Genomic DNA, 15,208 nt, shown 5'->3' with positions numbered 1-15,208 from the left:
GTACATCAAGGTTCATAATGAGACACTGGCCAAGCCATTCCGATGGCACAAAAGCGCCGAATCCATTATGACATCGGTCGCGAGGGCAAAGCTGAGTTTAATCGATAATAAGTCATCGAATTAACCGCACGGAACACTAGGGCTCTATTCGCTGCTGACCATGGTGCCGATGCTGGAGACGTTGTTGCGATGGGGCGGTGTCGCATTCCTGCTTTATCTGAGTATAAAGCTGGCCATGGACAGCGGTCAGTTACCGGAAACGGGTGTTGATAAGGCGCCGGGCTTCGGCACCGGGGCAATCATGCAGTGGCTGAACCCCAAAGCCTGGCTGGCTTCGGCGTCTGGCATCGGCGCCTATACCAGCGCCAACGACCTGAACCAGATCCTGCTGTTTGCGTCGCTCTACCTGCCCATCTGTTGGTTGTCCCTGGCATGTTGGGTGTATGCGGGGGCATTCCTGCGGCGATACGTGCAGCGGCCTGTGGTGCTGATGGCCATCAACCGGACCCTGGCTTTATTGCTTGCGATCAGTTGCCTGTATCTGGTGATCGGTTGAGGGCTGTCGGTACTGATTCGGCGTTGCCGCCATCAGCCGTTTGAACGTGCGCTGGAAGTGAGGCTGGTCGGCGAAGCCTGCGTTCAGTGCCGCCTCGGCGATTGGGGTGCCGTTGGCGAGCTCAAGGCGCCCTAGCTGGATGCGGCGGTTGAGAAGATAGGCATGGGGCGTAAGACCGAAATATTGCCTGAACGCCCGGATCAGGTGGCCGGCGCTGTAACCGGAAATTTCACAGAGCGTATCCAGCGATATGTCTTCTGCCATGTGGTTGTCCAGATAGCGTGCCAGCTCAGTCAGGGTATCCGGCGCCTTTGGTTGCTGAACCACCGGTTGCCGGGCCAACTCATGCATCAGGTCTGACAGGAACTCCACCACCTCGGTCTGCTTGTCGAGAAGGGCACGCTGAGCATCCAGAAGACACTCTGCCATGTGGCAGTAGCGCTCATACCAGATGGGCTCCGACAGGGTGGCAGTGGCAATGTCCTGCCAGTGTGGGGTTGGCAGCAACCCGGCCCGAAACCGCAGATCCGTCAGCCATCCGGTATCCAAATACAGCATCAGGTAGGCCCAAGGCTGGTTATCAATCGGGTTGCAGGAATGAACCCACTCCGGGTTCATCAGTACCAGATCACCAGCGCGGACATGGAAAAGATCCTCCCGATACTGATAGGTGCTTTCGCCGCCGGTAATAGCGCCAATGGACCATTGCGTATGACTGTGAGGGGCATAACAGACTTGGCGTCCGTCGCTGACCTTGCGTAATTCCACATGGGGCAGTCGGGCATCACGCCAGAAAATGGGTTTACTCACGGTGGTGTTGGTCATGCGCGCCATCATATCCTCAGTGAGTTTACGTGCCCTTGGGCGCAAACATAATGATGGCCATACCTGTTAAAGCCACGGCCGTGCCCACCAGATCCCAGACCGTTGGCCGAACGCCATCCACGGCCCATAACCAAAGTATCGCCATAAAGATATAAACACCACCATAGGCTGCGTACACCCGGCCAGCGGCGGTCGGGTGCAGTGACAACAGCCAGGCGAACGCGGCCAGGCTCAGGGCGCCAGGAATCAGCAGCCAGATGGTTTTGCCTTCCCGCAGCCACAGATAGGGCAGGTAGCAGCCGACGATCTCGGCCAGGGCGGTCACTAAAAAGAGGCCGACGGTTTTCAATTCTGGTAACACGCTATTATATTCCGTTCAGTATCCAGTCGGCGGCTTTCAACGCGATCATAAGGGTGAGGGCGTTGGTATTCAACCAAACGCAGTGCGTTGCTGACGTTATGGGGAGGGTTGGCCGCCACCGACAACCCGGTATCGATGGCGGACTGGGTAACTATTGAGTGTCGTACTTCGCTGCGTCCCTCACGGTCGGGTAGCCTTCGATGAACACCCACTCGGTATCCTTGGCCGGCACATGGCAGCCGAAGCAGTTATTGAAGCCTTCGCCTTTCCAGTTGTCGGTGGTGCTGGTGTTGGGGCTGTCCGGTGTGAACAACGCCCATCCCCAGCCTTCACCCCAGGCGGTATTGTCGGGGAAGCGGTTCTGACGGTCTCGTACCATCACAAACCAGACCCCAATGTCCCCCGCCCATTGGGCGTGACCAGTGGTTTTCGGGCCTTCTTCAATGCCCCTGATTTCCTTGACCAGCACTGCACCATCGGGCCATTTGCCATCAGCCTGAAATGCCTTTACCGCTGACGGGTCGGCATAAACGTCATGGACCCCAGGCCCACTGGCCTGGTCGTCCTTGCCAACAAACCAACTGCCGATGTGTACCCAATCCTCACGGAATGATTGTGGCCGGGTAATGTTGCCTTTGGCGTCGACAAAAGGCGAAAACGACTCATTTTCTGACGCCGTGGCGTCACCGGATGTGTTCTGTTGCTGCTCCGCTGCCGCACCTGTTGTCCAACTTAGTGCCAGGATAACAATGGCGGCAGCAAGGGAAGTCTTTATTTGCATGGTATAGCCTCCGTTTGATGAATAGAACTGAAGGCTATGCCTTGTTGGGCGATGCGTCTGTCAGATGGCTAACACTCACCGAGTCGATGAGTGGCAAACGTCGACAGCCTGGCGAGATCCACCACGCAGATGTGTCCACGGGTATAATCCAGTAGCCCCTCGCGACGCAATTCATTGAGTTCAGCGCTGACCACTGGCCGGCTGGCGCCAATCAATTCGGCCAATTCTTGCTGGGTCAGTGGCACATCCACCTCGTGACCATGGGCGCAATGGCCGCCAGCCTGACCTACAAGGTCAAGCAGTGTCACTGCAATTCTCCCGCGCACATCCAGTGTCATGAGGGCGTACAGGCGCCGCTCGGTGATTTCCTGGCGCCGGGCAAGCATTCTGATCACCTGTCCTGCCAGCGCCGGTTCAGCATCAATGCGAGCCTGGAAGCGTTCAGCGGTGTAGCGAATAACACGGGTAGCGCCTTTGGCAGACACGGTCTGGGTCGCGGTTTCGTCGCTCCCTAGTCCGGCTCCGAATATTTCTCCGGCTCCGAGCACGGCAGCAATACTCGCGGTACCAGAGGTAGCAACGTGTTCAAGCTTAAGGTGTCCGGACTCGACGATGTAAACGCTGTTGTCCCACTGACCCTGGTGATAAAGGTGCTCACCGGATGCCAGTACGATGGTCTGAGTGGCGAGTGGGTGGCCTGCGGTTGGCGTCATGGTTGGCCATGCCTCCGCTTGTACAGCCTGAGGATTCCCCGAACCGTCACATCCAACTGGCTGCCGGATGTGTAATCACCCTGAACCAAATAATTGGCCCGTTCTTCGGAAATGAGCTTTTCGATTTTCTCCTGGGTTTTCCCTTGGCCCCATTTGTCACCGTCAATTACCGCAAGACTGCATCCGCCCTGTGCCTTCACCATCTTCATCGCCGGTATATCCGTGTCGCCATCCCGCTCACGATTCTTGCGGTTCACTTCCGGCCAGAAGTCGGAGTGCTCGTTCAAACCCAAAGCCGGCATCAGGCCGTGTTCGGCGCAGTTGCCTTTTGCGAGGGTGCCGTCGAAGTCGTAGATCAGAGCGCATTGCATTGTCTTTTTGCCTTCTTCCCATGGATGACATCAGCGTAGCTGGTTATCGCAAACGACGCCCGGCCAGGCGCTCTTTCTGGGCCCGGACGGACTCTGTCAGAAAATCCATCAGCGCATGAATCCTCACCACGCCCCGCAAGTCCGGATGCATCAGAAACCACAGGCCATATTCCAGTTCGGGAATGGGGTCTGTGAGCTGGACGATGTCAGGGTCACCGTCCGCGAGATAGCAGGGGATCACGGCCAGCCCCATACGCGAGCGAATGGCGCTGAGGATACTGACAAGCGTATCCACACGATAAACACAGGCCTGCTTCAGCGCGTGGTTATCCATCCACTGATCCACGGATGAATCCTGAAGCCTTGGCCCGGCGCCAATCCAGGGCTCACTGGCAAGCGCCTCAACGGGGGTGCCTGGTGTCAGGCCGAGGTCTTTGTGTGCGTAGACGGCTTGGCCGATGGCGGTCAGTGGCCGGCCGATCAGGTTCTCCGGTGGGCGGTTTGAGGGGCGTATAGCCACGTCCGCTTCCCGGCGCGTGAGATTGAACAACTGGTTGGACACCGCGACATCCAACACAATGCCAGGGTATTTGTGCCGGAATTGCGTGAACAACGGTGCCAGCACGCCCATCAGCAGAGAGTCCGTGGTGGTGGTCCATATCTCGCCACTGGGCTCCAGGTCACGGCCGGCCACGTTGCGTTCGGCGGCCAGGGCGGCCTCGTCCATGACCTTTGCAGTGTCTGCGAGTTCTTCCCCTGCCAATGTTGGCCGATAACCTGTGCGGCCCCTCTCAAAGAGAATCACCCCAAGGCGCTGCTCAACATCACCCAGCCGCCGGAACACCGTAGCGTGGCTTACGCCCAGTGCCCGCGACGCGCCAGACAGCGAGCCCGCTGTGGCAATGGCGAGCACCAGTTCAAAGTCATTCCATGCCAGATTGCTCCGTGTTCTGGCAGACGCAGTGGGCGATTTGTCGGGTTGTTTTGCTGTTCGTTTTTGCAAAGTCTGTTCTCGATTCTATGGAATAGTTTGCAGTATGGAACAAGTTTAGCATGTACCTGAACTCATACGACAATCAGTGCGCTCCGCCACAAGGTGCGGCGCCAGGGAGGATAGAAACATGTTGATCTCAGCAGAAAAGACCTACCTTCGCGGTGGCAATCCGCTGGCTTTCCGCGAGCATGCAGACCGTAATGCAAAAGAGTCACACCGGAGCAGCATACCGCTCAGATATCGCGATGGGATGGGAGGCATCAATCTTGAGCAAGTGCAACGGGATCAGCGTCGGGCGCGGCGAGACATCGTGCGGACGATGATACGGAGCCTTGACCGGTTGAGGCTTCCACACTAGACAGGGGTGATAAAAACGCTCCGGCTGCGGCATGCCAACCGGTGCTGATCATTCAGTGTTGCTATAGTCATATAACAAGCACTGATGTCGGAGCGCAAAATGACCCAGAATATGGAATTGATCGAACGGATTGAGCGTATGCGCGATCTCAATCCATTGGATGCCGCTGAAGAGCTGATTCAGTCACCCGTAGACGATATTCAGTTCATCCTGTCGCGATTGCCTGCGGAACAGGCGCGGGTCATCGCTTCACACCTGGGAGAGTTGTCTGCGCCGGAAGAAGCGGCTACCCGTGCCGTGCTATCCGGTATGGAAGAAACCGTCGGCGAACTGATGACACCGGTCACAGCAACGCTACCGGACAGCTACACCGTGGCGGAGGCGCTGACCTTCATGGTTAAAAGCGCCGATGTTTCCGAGATCAGCTACATATTTGTGACTGAAAATGATTGCCTGGTAGGCGTGGTAGGCATGCGGGACCTGATCCTTGCCAAACCCTCTGAGGCCCTGGCAGCCATCATGGTGCGAGAGCCGTTTGCGTTCCAGGAAGGCACGCCGGTGAAAGACGCGGTCAGTGAAGTGCTCTACCGACACTACCGCATGTACCCGGTGGTGGACGAGCAACAGCATGTAGTAGGCGAGGTGCGGGGTTGGAAGCTCTACGAACGCATCGCATCGGAACTCAGTGCCCAGGCGGGTTCCCAATACGGTGTGGCGAAGGAAGAACAGATCAACACGCCGGTGTTGGCGGCCTTCCGCATGCGCCACCCCTGGCTGCAGGTGAATTTGATTACCGCCTTCGCTGCTGCCTTCGTGGTCGGCATGTTCGAGAGCACTATCGCCCAGATTGTTGCCTTGGCCGCCTTCCTGCCGGTTCTTGCGGGGCAGAGCGGCAACACTGGCTGCCAGGCACTGGCCATTACCCTGAGGGGCATCACCCTGGGACAGATCAATGACTATCCGATCCGGCGATTGCTGCGAAAGGAAGTTCTACTGGGCGCACTCAATGGCGCTGCCGTAGGCGTCATTGCCGGGATTGCCATGTTTGCTTACGCCTTGTCCACCGATTCCGCCAACCCGGCCATGCTCGGCCTGGTGATCTTCATTGCCATGGTCGGCGCCTGCATGGGAAGCGGTATTTTCGGGGTGGCGGTGCCATTGATGCTAAAACGCTTTGGTGCCGACCCGGCTACCGCCAGCAGTATCTTTCTGACGACCTTTACCGACATTATCGGTATGGGCCTGATGCTGTTCCTTGCAACCTCGTTGGTGCTGTAACCACGTTGTCTGAGAACAGGCTCACCCAACTTTGCAAAAGTCGTGTAAAACTGCGTCTGACCCGTTTCGTACGGTGCGCTAGTCTGGAAAACTGCTCGTACTCTCAATCACTTTCCAGCTTCTGCGCGGCCGCCCGCTATAGTCATAATCGCCGTGCAAGCTACATTCTGTTATTAAGAAAAAGGTGCCTTTGTGTCCACCAGCGTCCAGATAAGCGACATTAACCTTACCTACCCAACCGAGTCCGGCACCGTCGCGGTGCTCAACAACGCTTCACTCAAGATCCCGCCCGGCGACACACTGGCAATAACCGGCCCCTCCGGAAGCGGGAAAACGTCTCTGCTTTTGCTGTTGTCTGGCCTCCAGCGACCGACCAGTGGAGAGATTCTGGTGGGCAGTCAGCGGCTGGGCGACATGAATGCCAACGCATTGGCCGACTGGCGCAGCGAACACCTGGGCATTATCTTTCAGTCCTTTCATTTGTTACCTGGCCTGACTGCACTTGGGAACGTTAGTCTGCCGCTGGAAATCGCCGGGCAGGCGGATGCCCGCGAGCAGGCCCTTTCGATGCTTGAGGCGGTAGGCCTTACCCACAGGCTGCAGCATTATCCAGGACAGCTTTCCGGGGGCGAACAGCAGCGTGTCGCCATTGCAAGGGCTCTGGTTCATCAGCCAAGCCTGCTGCTGGGCGATGAACCAACCGGCAACCTGGACCACGCCACCGGCGAAAAAGTGCTCTCGCTGCTGTTCGACCTCCACAAGGAAAGCAAATCCACCCTGGTGCTGGTGACCCACGACGAACGTGTTGCGGAGCGCTGCCAGCACCGGGTCCGGATGGATGGTGGGCGCCTTTATGAAGCGTAACGCCCAGACAAAGCCGCTGTGGATGTTCAAATTCGCGATCACCGATCTGCGATCACGTATCTCCGCGCTTAAGGTCTTTCTCGCCTGCCTTATCCTCGGCGTTACCCTGGTGGCAGCTACGGCCAGCCTCTACCGGGTGATCGAACAGAGCCTGTTGGCGGATACTCGCATGCTGTTGGGTGGTGACGTGGAGTTGGATGCCAGCGAACCGTTGCCGGATGACGTGATCGATTGGGTGGAACGCACCGGGACTCTTTCGCTGGTTCGGGAGTTCGACACCATTGTCAGCGGCGAAAGCGGCGACGGTTTCTTCCGCGCCGAGATCCTGATTCCGGATGCTGCCTATCCGCTCTATGGTGAGCTGCAGCTAATGCCGGACCAGTCGCGTGCCGAACTAACCGCACGCAAGGATGGCCGATGGGGCGCCGTGATCGATCCGTTGCTGGCCGAACGCCTGGGCCAGACCATCGGGGACCAGATTGAGATAGGCGCAGCGACGTTTCGCATCAGCGGCCTGATCCAGAAACAGCCGGACCGTCGCCTGAATGCCAACTGGCGTGGCCTGCCGATCATGATTTCCGAACAGGCAGTCGAGGCGACGGAACTGATCCGGCCAGGCAGCAGGGTGGACTACGAATATCGGGTGAAGACCGAGCAGAACCTGGACGTGTGGCTGGCGGACTTTGAACAGGCGTTCCCGGAACCAAACTGGGACACCACCACCTTCGCCGAGCGCAGCGAACGCATCGCCGAACGGCTGGACCAGATCGCCACAGCGCTCATCCTGATCGCCTTCACCACGCTCTTCATTGGCGGACTTGGTGTCGCCAACAGCATCCACGCCTACCTGGATGAGAAACTGGGCACCATCGCGACCCTGCAGACACTGGGCCTGCGCCGAAAACCATTGGTGGCCATCTACCTGTTGCAGATAGGACTGCTGGGCAGCCTGGCTGGCCTGATCGGTGGCGGAATCGGATTGGGGGTTTCCGCCGTGGCGATATCCCTGGCCGGCGACGCCTACGCGTTGTCCGGCCCAGACGGGGCTGGGGGCTGGTTATCGCTGTGGTTTATTCCCTTGCTACTGAGCTGGCTGTTTGCGGTGCTCACCGCCTATGTCTTCGCGCTGCCGGCCCTGGCCCGGGCTCTTTCTGCGTCACCGGCCGGGCTGTTCCGGGGGCAGGTACAGGCCGCCCGTAACGAACCCCGCACATGGCGGATCGCGAGCTATGTGCTGCTGGCGATCTATATCAGCGCCACGCTGTTCTGGTTGCCGTCGCCGCAATTGGGTTTCCTGTTCCTGATGGCGGTGTTCGTGCTCTGGGCCTTGCTGGAGGGTATCATCAAAGGGTTGCGGCGAGGCGCCAAAGCGCTTGAAAACAGTGGATTTGCCGACCGAAAGTTCGCCCGGCGACTGGCGCTCGCCAACCTCCACCGGCCGGATTCGCCGCTGCGGGCAACGTTGTTGTCGCTCGGCACCGCATTGACCTTGGTGGTGGCCTGCACCCTGATGGTCACCACACTCCTGCGAGCGCTGGAAACCACCATCCCGGCGGAATCCCCCGCGCTCATTCTTTACGAAGTGTTCCCGGACCAGATGGAACCGCTCAAGTCCGGCCTTGAATCGCTGGATTCGTCCAGCACAACGGAACTCCTGCCACTGGTTCGCGCCCGAATGGCCGCCATCAACGAAACGCCCATCGCAGACGCACTCGCTGACGACCCCAGAGCCCGGCGCGAAGCCATGGGGGACGAATACAAGCTCACCTATCTGGCGGGAAATCCGGAAGGTCTTGAGCTGGTAAAAGGCAACTGGTGGAGCACACCGGCCCCGGCAGGGGAGCCCGCCTACATGGCGATGGAAGACCGCGAAGCCAACGCACTCGGGCTAACGGTGGGAGACCGGATTGAGTTCACGGCCCAGGACCAGCCGATTGTCGTCGAAATCCGGGCTATCTATCGCCAGAAGGGCCTGCAAACCCGGTTCTGGTTTGAAGGTGTTCTCCAGCAAGGCGCCCTGGATGGATTAATCAGCCTGTACGTCGGCGCGGTCTACCAGAGCGACCCTGCCGCAAAGGAGTCACAGCAGTGGCTGGCGAACAACATTCCGAACGTCATCACACTGCGCACCGCTGATTGGCTGGAAACGGCGGGGGACCTGCTCAACAAAGCTGCCGCCGGCCTTGCGGCAGTTGCCTCCGTCAGCCTTCTGGCAAGCCTGTTGGTACTATCGAGCGTCGTCAGTGTCAGTCGCAGGCGCCAACTCTACGAGGCCAACCTGCTGCATTGTCTCGGTGCCAGGCACCAGGCTATCCGGAATTCCATGCTGCTGGAAACCGGGTTGCTGACCTTGCTGGCGACGATGTTCGCAACCGGGCTGGGTTCGTTGATCGCGCTGCCGGTGGCAGATCTGGCGTTGAAACTGCCAGCGGGAGATCTGTGGTGGGTTGGCGCACTGGTTGCCGGCATTGTAAGCGCTTTGGCTTTACTGGGTGGTCTGCTGCCTACATTGAGGGCTATGCGGCTGAATCCGGCGCTTCTGTTGCGGGACAGCTAGGTGATCGGGAACCTGGCCTTTGGTCAGGTTCAACCGCTAAAAAACGGTCTAGCGTAATTGAATATCTTTCCTCTCGTCGTCAGCCACAGCTCATTTTCCTGCGAACAGCGCTGTACGATTTCCTCAAAAGCCCAGGCTCCAGCAGGTCTGCCATAACAGTGGCCATGGACAATGACGTCGAGAATAAGTGTTTCTCGGTTGCTCTCCAATAACTTGTCCAGCGTGGTCATAAACATTTGTACAAATTGTTCCGGTGTCCTTCCAAACCGCATTGCATGAGGAAGGTCATTGAAATCTATGGTGACCGGAATTGCCATTATTTCGCTGTCGGAAAATTTTTGAAGATAGGGTAAGTCATCATCCAATGCGTCGCCGTGCCATTTATAACCATGGTGGGCAAGTCTTCTTTGGACGTCCAGGTCCGAGGTTATGCGTGGGCTGATCCATCCGTGGGGGCGTTGGCCTGTTGCAGTTTCTATCAATTTTGTTGACGTTGAAATGTTGTCTTCTATTTGCTGGTTACTTAAATAGGGAAAGAGCATGTCCTGCCCATAACTATGACCAATTATTTCATGCCCGAAATCTGATAATGATTTTAATTTGTTTGCATGATTTTCAGCAACCAATCCCGACGTAAATATACTCGTTACAACTCCGTATTTTTCCGCGATACTAAACAGACGTTCGCAACCGCGATTGACATTATATCTACCGTAACTGTCTGCATTAGGGTCGATGATGTTTCCGGAAAGAACATTGCCCATCGGGTTTACACTCGAACAGTTGTCCGAGGTCCACATTTCATAAGCAACATTGAAAATGACCGCCAGCCGCTTATCCTTGGGCCACCGAAACTCATCGTTTAAATGCTCGGTTTTGCATGAAATATCTTCAGGCATGTCAGTATCCCTTCAGGCGTTTAGCAGTGACGACCCGGTAGTAACAATATAAACGTTGATGGATAATATATCCTGAGTCGATTTAAATTTAAAGTACTATTGTTGTGTGAATTTCGTGCATTTAGAGCTGCACGAAACTGAAAATGGTCAAGTTGAATGATGTTCATTTGGTTCTGAATTATATTAAGTTTGCACTTATATTTTGTTTGGCCTATATTTTTATCGCCGATTGAAATCGGAGAACAATAAACATTATAAAGTTATAAGATATGGCTTTTGGGAAAGGGTACAAAACCACAAATGTTACCTTGATTTTCAGTTTTCTTTGCACCGGAGAAAAACAATGACAAATTTCAATCGTAAAACTCTGACATCTGCTTTGGGCGGCGTCGTGGCTGCGGTCTTGCTGGGATCAGCGGCAGTCAGTCATGCCCAAACCACGATCAAACTCGGCTGGACGACCGCGGACAGTAAAGTGGATCCGTATGCCATCGCTGCCCATTACTTCGCTGAAGAACTCGAGTCTGCGGAACCCGGTGAGTTTGACGTTCAGTTTTTCCCGAACCATCAGTTAGGTGATGACACGGCCATGTTGCAGGCTATGCAATTCGGAACCATGGGCGCCGGCGTTATCACCGGAACCCAGGTAGGCACCCTGGAACCGGCATTCCAACTCAACGATCTTCCATTTCTCTATGCCAATAATCAACAAGCCCACAAGGTTCTTGATGGCGAGGTGGGTCAAAAATTGTTATCCCTGCTCGATGCCAAGGGCATAGTGGGGCTCGGGTTTCCTGAGGCGGGCTTCCGGCACACCATCAGCAACGAGGGCCCGATTCGCACGCCTGAAGACTTCAGCGGAGTGAAGCTCCGAGTTCAGCCGAGTGAGTTGTTCATCGCCAGTTTCCGCGCGATTGGCGCCAACCCTGTGCCTATGGCCTGGAGCGACGTGTTCACGGCCGTTCAGCAGGGCACTGTCGATGGCCTGGAAATACCTCTGCCCGTGATATTTGCCAATAAATACCCGGAGGTGACCGATTACCTTTCATTAACAAGTCACACCTACAACGCGTTAGCGCTACTGATGTCCAAGCAGACCTTCCAAAAACTGTCTTCAGAGAACCAGGAAGTCGTTCGCCAAGCAGCCAAACGCGCAATCGAACGCCAACGCGCAACGGTTGCCTCCAATAACGACGAGGTTCTGGCGCAAATCGAGGCAGCGGGCATGAGCGTGAATGAGGTTGATGATGTTGGCGCCTTCCGCAACAAGGTCTCCGGTGTATACGATGAATATCGCAGCAAAATCGGGGCGGATATCGTAAATACGGCGCTTGAGCAGGTGGCCGAATAAAGGCCACCGAACCCATGAACTCCGGCTACGCTAAATCGAAGAACTAGGAACCAAATAGATGTATCACTACCTTGATAACCTGGGACGTGGTTTGGCTTTTGGGGCCCAGGTAGCCGGGGCGTTAACCGCACTGGTCATGGTTGGAAGCCTGTTGCTGGGCGTTTTCTATCGCTACGTGCTCGGGGATTCCTTGGTATGGAGTGATGAAGTTGCCTCACTGGCCTTCAACTGGACCATGTTTCTCTTTGCCAGTGTGCTTGTCCGAGAGGGCGGGCACGTGCGCGTCACGCTGCTGGTAGACGCCTTGCCTTCTTTGGTCTCCGAACTTGTTGAACGCGCCATCATGCTGCTTATTTTAGGGTTCGGCGTCCTGATGCTTTGGACAGGGTGGAACTTTGCGGAGTTTACTGCCGGCCAGGTATCGCCAGCGATCAGGTACCCGGTCTGGATTAAAAACGCGGCAGTACCGGCGTGTGGTCTGCTTATCAGCGTCCATGCTCTTGTGCTCATGCTTCGCCCAATGCCGATCCGTAATGTAGTGGAGTCGAAACATGAGTGACATCGGTACAGTCATGGTTGTTGGGCTGATCGTCCTATTGGCACTGGGCGTACCGATTGCGTTCACAATAGGCCTGCTCGCAGCGATCGGTATCTGGATGGCGGACATCAACCCGATGATTCTACCCCAGCAATTTCTGGCAGGCAGCAGCGTCACAAGCCTGCTCGCCATTCCCGGGTTCATACTGGCAGGCGAGATAATGAGTGCGGGAGGTCTGTCCCGAAGGCTGGTTCGCGTTGCAGAAACCTTCTTCGGGCATCTGACCGGAGGACTTTCCATGTCCACAGTGGCAGCGGGAACCTTCTTCGGTGCGATTTCCGGCTCGGCGCCTGCCACAACGGCTGCCGTTGGCTCGATTATGATTGATGAACTGGAGAGCCGTGGCTATCAACGGGGCTATGCGGCAGCACTCGCAACTGCGGTCGGCCCGCTGGGGCAGATGATTCCCCCCTCCATTCCAATGGTGATCTGGGGTGTGCTTGCCGAAGAGTCCATCGCCAAGCTTTTCCTGGCCGGCATCGTGCCCGGATTAATTGCGGCGCTGGGCTTTTGCATCGTGAGTATAATTTATGCCCGCCATCGCGGTGTTGCCAAGGAAAACCGGGCCACCGGCAAAGAAGCCCTGTTTGCGTTGAAAGATGGAGTCTGGGCGTTGCTTGCCCCCATTGTCATCCTTGGTGGCATATACAGCGGAATGTTCACACCGACCGAGGCAGCCATGGTGGGGGCGCTGTACAGCACAGTGGTGGGGCTGTTTTTGTATCGGGACCTGAAGCTCCGGCAAATACCCGCCATTCTGGTCAGCTCTATGAAAACCACCGGCGTGATCATGTTTATCGTCGCCGTCGCCTATGGTTTCGCCTGGGTCATGGCCAGTGAGCAGATTCCCGCCCGTCTTACGGAAGCTCTGCTTCTGCTCACGGATAATCCGATCATCCTGCTTATGATCGTCAACGTCATGCTGCTTTTACTGGGTGCGGTGATGGACAATATCTCTGCCATGGTGATTCTCAGTGGTGTGCTCATTGGGCTGGGCCAGCAAATTGGTCTGGACCCAATTCAACTGGGTGCCATGGTTGTTATCAACTTTGCTGTGGGTATGGTGACGCCCCCGGTCGGGTATTCCATCTTTGTGGCATCCAGTATAAGCGGCTTACGGGTGGAAACCGTGGCACGGCATATCTGGCCGTTCATGCTGGTACTGATCATCGTGGTCGCCCTGGTGGCTTATGTCCCTGCAATAACCCTTTGGCTGCCGGAGAGGTTTGGCTGACCCTTCCGTTTGTGGCGGAATTCCCCCCGGTCTGCGAAACTTCAAAGCAGAATGTCGGCGGCGAGCATTTGCAACAATGGTGAATTTAAGGGATTTTGACCTGAATCTGTTGGTCATTTTCAAGAATATTATGGAGCAGCGGTCCATTTCCAAAGCTGCCAACGAACTGGGATTATCCCCCTCCGCTGTGAGCCATGCCCTGGGCCGCCTGCGGGGCATGCTCAACGACCAGTTGTTCTACAGAACTGCGAAGGGGCTGGAACCCACCGAAAGAGCAAAAGAGATCATCGTTCAGGTTGAAAGCGGCCTGTTGTGCCTGGCGGGCGCGATCAGCGCTCAGCAATAGTTTGTGCCGGCCGCCTCAACGAGGGTATTCAGTATGCAGGTCGCTGACTATGTATCAGGGTTTTTCCTGTCGAGCTTTACCAGCCGAATCCGTCAGGAAGCGCCCAACATCACCATCGATATCCTGCCATTTTCCATAACCACGGACAGTGTGTGGGATCGGGTTGATGTACAAATCCGACTGACGCCGGGCCGGCTGAAACCAAAGGAAGTGCGTAGTAAGCGGCTAATGCTGGACGATGTCGTCGTGATTATGCGGCCCGATCATCCCTACGCATCTGAACCTATGACCCCGGAGCTCTACGCGAGCTTGCCCCACGTAAAGCTCTCACAATCCTCAACAGGGACCACGGTGATTGATGATGCTCTGGCCGAGCGAGGCCTTCAGAGACACTCAGCGCTGATCGTATCGAACTGGGATACGATCCCCGACCTAGTTATGAAAACGGATCTGATCGCCATCGCGCCAAGCCATCTTTTATCCCTGGATTCTCGTCTGAAAAGCCTCAAGGCCGCGCCGCTTCCCCTTGAAGAAGTGGTTTTCTCGTTTGACTTGTGTTGGGACAGGAGTTCAGAGAATGAGTCTGGCCACAAGTGGCTGTGTGAAACCATTGCGGACGTTTTTAATTCCCATATCAGAGCAATCGAGAAATATCAGTAACTGGTTGGGGAAAACAGCCGCAACTCCCGTTCCAGCGTTTCCAACTTATCCGCCCGCCGCGCATAGAGCGCAAGACTACAGCCTTTGGCGGCTTATTCCCGGATTATACCTTCACCGAGGCCGATACTGGCACCGGTAATCAGAATGTTCTTTTGCATTGTTCAAGCTCTGGAGGGTCCAGGTGATTTGTGAACAGACCGGGGGACTGGATGCTAATGAAGTTGATTGGAGCGACTGCTCAGTCTTGACCGAAACTGCGATGCAATTTGCGAAGGAATTTGCAAAAAATAATGTATTGCATGAGAGGCGTCATGCTTATTAGTCGCCCCTGCAAAAACGCCCTTTTCAGCTCGCCGACAAGTTGCCGTATGTCCCTGACTCCATTCTTATCATCGGAATTGACCAAAAAACAGTCAAAAATAGCGTAATAAACCGCCACTTTTGCCAAGGCCAAAGAAGCCG

At 56.0% G+C, this 15,208-nt stretch carries 18 protein-coding genes; 10 read left to right on the top strand and 8 right to left on the bottom strand.

Going from position 1 to position 15,208, the window contains the following annotated elements:
- Window positions 1–160 precede the first annotated feature (160 nt).
- Window positions 161–556: a LysE family translocator gene (locus tag AC13D2_RS01370; RefSeq protein ID WP_482938111.1), complete on the top strand. Its 396-nt coding sequence runs from the start codon at window positions 161–163 to the stop codon at window positions 554–556.
- Here the strand turns inward: AC13D2_RS01370 and AC13D2_RS01365 are convergent.
- The 6 genes from AC13D2_RS01365 to AC13D2_RS01340 all read right to left on the bottom strand — a co-directional run bounded on the left by AC13D2_RS01365 (window position 515) and on the right by AC13D2_RS01340 (window position 4,610).
- A complete protein-coding gene (locus tag AC13D2_RS01365) occupies window positions 515–1,381 on the bottom strand; it encodes an AraC family transcriptional regulator (protein ID WP_292046140.1) in 867 nt (288 codons plus the stop codon). The two genes, AC13D2_RS01370 and AC13D2_RS01365, sit on opposite strands and share 42 nt — an antisense overlap.
- A 25-nt stretch (window positions 1,382–1,406) precedes the next feature.
- Window positions 1,407–1,742: a YnfA family protein gene (locus AC13D2_RS01360; RefSeq protein WP_292046139.1), complete on the bottom strand. Its 336-nt coding sequence runs from the start codon at window positions 1,740–1,742 to the stop codon at window positions 1,407–1,409.
- A gap of 151 nt (window positions 1,743–1,893) precedes the next feature.
- Window positions 1,894–2,523, bottom strand: coding sequence for a cytochrome P460 family protein (locus AC13D2_RS01355; RefSeq protein WP_292046136.1), 630 nt, complete (start codon window positions 2,521–2,523; stop codon window positions 1,894–1,896).
- Between the two features lie 68 nt (window positions 2,524–2,591).
- On the bottom strand, window positions 2,592–3,236 hold the full coding sequence (locus AC13D2_RS01350) for a Crp/Fnr family transcriptional regulator (RefSeq protein WP_292046134.1): 645 nt from the start codon (window positions 3,234–3,236) through the stop codon (window positions 2,592–2,594).
- Window positions 3,233–3,607 (bottom strand): hypothetical protein, encoded by a 375-nt coding sequence (locus tag AC13D2_RS01345; RefSeq protein ID WP_292046132.1) that lies wholly within the window; start codon window positions 3,605–3,607, stop codon window positions 3,233–3,235. The genes AC13D2_RS01350 and AC13D2_RS01345 overlap by 4 nt, the downstream gene beginning before the upstream one ends.
- Window positions 3,608–3,650: 43 nt before the next feature.
- Window positions 3,651–4,610 (bottom strand): LysR family transcriptional regulator, encoded by a 960-nt coding sequence (locus AC13D2_RS01340; protein WP_292046130.1) that lies wholly within the window; start codon window positions 4,608–4,610, stop codon window positions 3,651–3,653.
- Between the two features lie 118 nt (window positions 4,611–4,728).
- Here AC13D2_RS01340 and AC13D2_RS01335 point away from each other — a divergent pair, with 118 nt between their 5' ends.
- The 4 genes from AC13D2_RS01335 (at window position 4,729) to AC13D2_RS01320 (ending at window position 9,658) form a co-directional block, all read left to right on the top strand.
- Entirely contained in the window at window positions 4,729–4,959 is a 231-nt protein-coding gene (locus AC13D2_RS01335; RefSeq protein ID WP_300498973.1) for a hypothetical protein, read from the top strand.
- Between the two features lie 99 nt (window positions 4,960–5,058).
- Window positions 5,059–6,237 carry a magnesium transporter gene (locus AC13D2_RS01330; RefSeq protein ID WP_292046128.1) on the top strand — a complete coding sequence of 393 codons (1,179 nt, stop codon included), beginning with the start codon at window positions 5,059–5,061 and terminating at the stop codon, window positions 6,235–6,237.
- A gap of 192 nt (window positions 6,238–6,429) precedes the next feature.
- Window positions 6,430–7,101, top strand: a complete 672-nt coding sequence (locus AC13D2_RS01325) for an ABC transporter ATP-binding protein (protein WP_292046126.1) — start codon at window positions 6,430–6,432, stop codon at window positions 7,099–7,101.
- Complete coding sequence (locus tag AC13D2_RS01320) at window positions 7,091–9,658, top strand: ABC transporter permease (RefSeq protein WP_300498974.1); 2,568 nt, start codon at window positions 7,091–7,093, stop codon at window positions 9,656–9,658. The genes AC13D2_RS01325 and AC13D2_RS01320 overlap by 11 nt, the downstream gene beginning before the upstream one ends.
- A gap of 29 nt (window positions 9,659–9,687) precedes the next feature.
- Here AC13D2_RS01320 and AC13D2_RS01315 read toward each other — a convergent pair whose 3' ends face one another.
- A complete protein-coding gene (locus AC13D2_RS01315; RefSeq protein ID WP_300498975.1) occupies window positions 9,688–10,557 on the bottom strand; it encodes a polysaccharide deacetylase family protein in 870 nt (289 codons plus the stop codon).
- A gap of 343 nt (window positions 10,558–10,900) precedes the next feature.
- Between AC13D2_RS01315 and AC13D2_RS01310 the strand changes: the two genes are divergently transcribed.
- The 5 genes from AC13D2_RS01310 to AC13D2_RS01290 all read left to right on the top strand — a co-directional run bounded on the left by AC13D2_RS01310 (window position 10,901) and on the right by AC13D2_RS01290 (window position 14,746).
- On the top strand, window positions 10,901–11,908 hold the full coding sequence (locus AC13D2_RS01310; protein ID WP_300498976.1) for a TRAP transporter substrate-binding protein: 1,008 nt from the start codon (window positions 10,901–10,903) through the stop codon (window positions 11,906–11,908).
- A 58-nt stretch (window positions 11,909–11,966) separates the two neighbouring features.
- Window positions 11,967–12,467: a TRAP transporter small permease gene (locus AC13D2_RS01305; protein ID WP_300498977.1), complete on the top strand. Its 501-nt coding sequence runs from the start codon at window positions 11,967–11,969 to the stop codon at window positions 12,465–12,467.
- A complete protein-coding gene (locus AC13D2_RS01300) occupies window positions 12,460–13,740 on the top strand; it encodes a TRAP transporter large permease (RefSeq protein ID WP_300498978.1) in 1,281 nt (426 codons plus the stop codon). The genes AC13D2_RS01305 and AC13D2_RS01300 overlap by 8 nt, the downstream gene beginning before the upstream one ends.
- Before the next feature lie 76 nt (window positions 13,741–13,816).
- Window positions 13,817–14,086 carry a LysR family transcriptional regulator gene (locus AC13D2_RS01295; protein WP_482938110.1) on the top strand — a complete coding sequence of 90 codons (270 nt, stop codon included), beginning with the start codon at window positions 13,817–13,819 and terminating at the stop codon, window positions 14,084–14,086.
- 33 nt (window positions 14,087–14,119) lie between these two features.
- Entirely contained in the window at window positions 14,120–14,746 is a 627-nt protein-coding gene (locus AC13D2_RS01290; RefSeq protein ID WP_482938109.1) for a LysR substrate-binding domain-containing protein, read from the top strand.
- A 238-nt stretch (window positions 14,747–14,984) separates the two neighbouring features.
- On the opposite strand, the gene AC13D2_RS01285 is transcribed toward AC13D2_RS01290, so the two are convergent.
- Window positions 14,985–15,208 (bottom strand): hypothetical protein (locus tag AC13D2_RS01285; RefSeq protein WP_482938108.1); only part of this gene is annotated, 224 nt, incomplete at its 5' end.

The organism is Marinobacter sp. B-12 (genome assembly GCF_056857915.1).
This window is presented reverse-complemented; position numbering and strand designations above follow the sequence as displayed.

What these genes read in the sequence shown, in the direction of transcription:
- AC13D2_RS01370 (WP_482938111.1), top strand. Translation starts at nt 161, where the DNA reads ATGGTGCCGATGCTGGAGACGTTGTTGCGATGGGGCGGTGTCGCATTC.
- AC13D2_RS01365 (WP_292046140.1), bottom strand. Translation starts at nt 1,381, where the DNA reads ATGACCAACACCACCGTGAGTAAACCCATTTTCTGGCGTGATGCCCGA.
- AC13D2_RS01355 (WP_292046136.1), bottom strand. Translation starts at nt 2,523, where the DNA reads ATGCAAATAAAGACTTCCCTTGCTGCCGCCATTGTTATCCTGGCACTA.
- AC13D2_RS01350 (WP_292046134.1), bottom strand. Translation starts at nt 3,236, where the DNA reads ATGACGCCAACCGCAGGCCACCCACTCGCCACTCAGACCATCGTACTG.
- AC13D2_RS01345 (WP_292046132.1), bottom strand. Translation starts at nt 3,607, where the DNA reads ATGCAATGCGCTCTGATCTACGACTTCGACGGCACCCTCGCAAAAGGC.
- AC13D2_RS01335 (WP_300498973.1), top strand. Translation starts at nt 4,729, where the DNA reads ATGTTGATCTCAGCAGAAAAGACCTACCTTCGCGGTGGCAATCCGCTG.
- AC13D2_RS01330 (WP_292046128.1), top strand. Translation starts at nt 5,059, where the DNA reads ATGACCCAGAATATGGAATTGATCGAACGGATTGAGCGTATGCGCGAT.
- AC13D2_RS01320 (WP_300498974.1), top strand. Translation starts at nt 7,091, where the DNA reads ATGAAGCGTAACGCCCAGACAAAGCCGCTGTGGATGTTCAAATTCGCG.
- AC13D2_RS01315 (WP_300498975.1), bottom strand. Translation starts at nt 10,557, where the DNA reads ATGCCTGAAGATATTTCATGCAAAACCGAGCATTTAAACGATGAGTTT.
- AC13D2_RS01310 (WP_300498976.1), top strand. Translation starts at nt 10,901, where the DNA reads ATGACAAATTTCAATCGTAAAACTCTGACATCTGCTTTGGGCGGCGTC.
- AC13D2_RS01305 (WP_300498977.1), top strand. Translation starts at nt 11,967, where the DNA reads ATGTATCACTACCTTGATAACCTGGGACGTGGTTTGGCTTTTGGGGCC.
- AC13D2_RS01300 (WP_300498978.1), top strand. Translation starts at nt 12,460, where the DNA reads ATGAGTGACATCGGTACAGTCATGGTTGTTGGGCTGATCGTCCTATTG.
- AC13D2_RS01295 (WP_482938110.1), top strand. Translation starts at nt 13,817, where the DNA reads ATGGTGAATTTAAGGGATTTTGACCTGAATCTGTTGGTCATTTTCAAG.
- AC13D2_RS01290 (WP_482938109.1), top strand. Translation starts at nt 14,120, where the DNA reads ATGCAGGTCGCTGACTATGTATCAGGGTTTTTCCTGTCGAGCTTTACC.